Source organism: Coprobacter sp. (assembly GCF_982436375.1).
The window spans coordinates 1-1,516 of record NZ_CEWDCG010000325.1; the positions used below are offsets into that span (position 1 = coordinate 1).

General features: G+C 35.2%; 2 protein-coding genes. Both read right to left on the reverse strand.

Annotated elements, in window-relative coordinates; all coding sequences use genetic code 11:
* Positions 1–99: 99 nt before the first annotated feature.
* Positions 100–690 (reverse strand): aminotransferase class IV family protein, encoded by a 591-nt coding sequence (locus AC1WHX_RS12085; protein ID WP_303116315.1) that lies wholly within the window; start codon positions 688–690, stop codon positions 100–102.
* Positions 674–1,516: aminodeoxychorismate synthase component I (locus AC1WHX_RS12090; RefSeq protein WP_481229466.1), on the reverse strand; the 843-nt coding region annotated here is incomplete at its 5' end. The genes AC1WHX_RS12090 and AC1WHX_RS12085, both read right to left, overlap by 17 nt.

Sequence of the window (1,516 nt, forward strand, 5' to 3'; positions counted from 1 at the left end):
AACTTTGTGTATGAATTAGTTGGCTAATTTTATACTATTTACTGAATCTCCCTAATTAAATATTAAGAACTCCCGGTAGATATTGTCTGTCGGGAGTTTTTAAATATTTATACTTGTTATGGGCAAGATGATTTCTCCGAAACCGATCATTGCATTAAATAGAGAAATATGTTTGTATTTGCTAATATCATCGGTAGAAATACGAGCTTCTTGTATTGTTCCTCGCCTTAGCAGATACTCTCTTTGAGTTCCTTTTAGCAAAGGTTTTTCCGGAGTTTTCCATCTGTTCCCATCCGAAAAAGCCACGTTGCAGATAGAAGTATCGGTAATCAGATCGTTTTTGACGATTAGAATGTCATCATATTTTTGTCTGGATGCAAATAATCGGTTTATTATTTCCCTATTCGTTGTTTTCCATGAATATTCGATAGTATTATCTTTTACCAGTCTCAAAGACGATACAGGACGTATTTGATAAGGGATATATTCTATGGATACTATTTCTTTGTTATAGGCAATGCGGCATTTAGTCAATTCTTTATAGGGAGAAGGGTCGATCATATTGTCGATATTTATTTCGGCTATTTTCCCGAAAAAGTGTAGTCGAGTAGAATTTAATCTTTGATTGTGTAGATCGATATTGAACGCTTTACCGTCAATAATTCGTATGGTTTCAATGAATAGGGACATATACTTTTTGTTTCATTTCATTATATTCTTTAATCACATCGCTTTGTGCGGTTATGCCTCCTCCGCTTTTAAAAATCTTTTTATTTCCTTGTTGTTCTATAAATCTTATCATAACGGCGCTTTCTAATGTCGATTTATTGCAATATCCCATGATCCCGGTGTAAAATCCTCGATTATAAGTTTCGGCAGACCGTATAATTTTCATGGTAGCCTTTTTAGGTGCACCTGTAATTGAGCCGGCAGGGAGAAGATTGTAGAGAATGTCTCCGACTTTTTCAGGGAAGACGAGCTTAAGCTTTCCTCGTATTTCGGAACTGACTTGTAGAAGTTCTCCTTTATTGGTTATAATTTTGTCTATATACCGATATCGGGGTACGTGTACATTATTGGCTATTTTGCTCAAATCATTTCGTATGAGATCTACGATCGTTGCATGTTCTGCACTTTCTTTAGGATCATTTAATATTTGCATTTCGGCATCCGGAACTCTGGAATCTATCGTTCCTTTCATTGGAAAAGAAGATATTTCATCATTGCAAATTTGAATAAAGATTTCCGGAGAAAATACGGTTAGCTGATTTTTTATCCAAAGGCGATAAGGGGCTTGGCTATGTTCGAAAATTTCTTTTAATGAAAGATTCGTTTCTACCGAAGTTGCACAAGTCAGATTCGTTAAATACGAATTGCCTCGTAATATATTTTCTTCTATTATAGAAAACGAGTGCCGATATTCACTGAAAGGGATAAATTGAGGTTTCCATGTTATCGGTAAAGAGATATTTTTGTGACCTTTCGGACAGTTCGTTACTCCGTTAAAGTCATATAG

Bases quoted from the DNA above. Each gene is read 5' to 3' on its own strand.
- AC1WHX_RS12085 (WP_303116315.1), bottom strand. From the start codon at position 690: ATGTCCCTATTCATTGAAACCATACGAATTATTGACGGTAAAGCGTTC.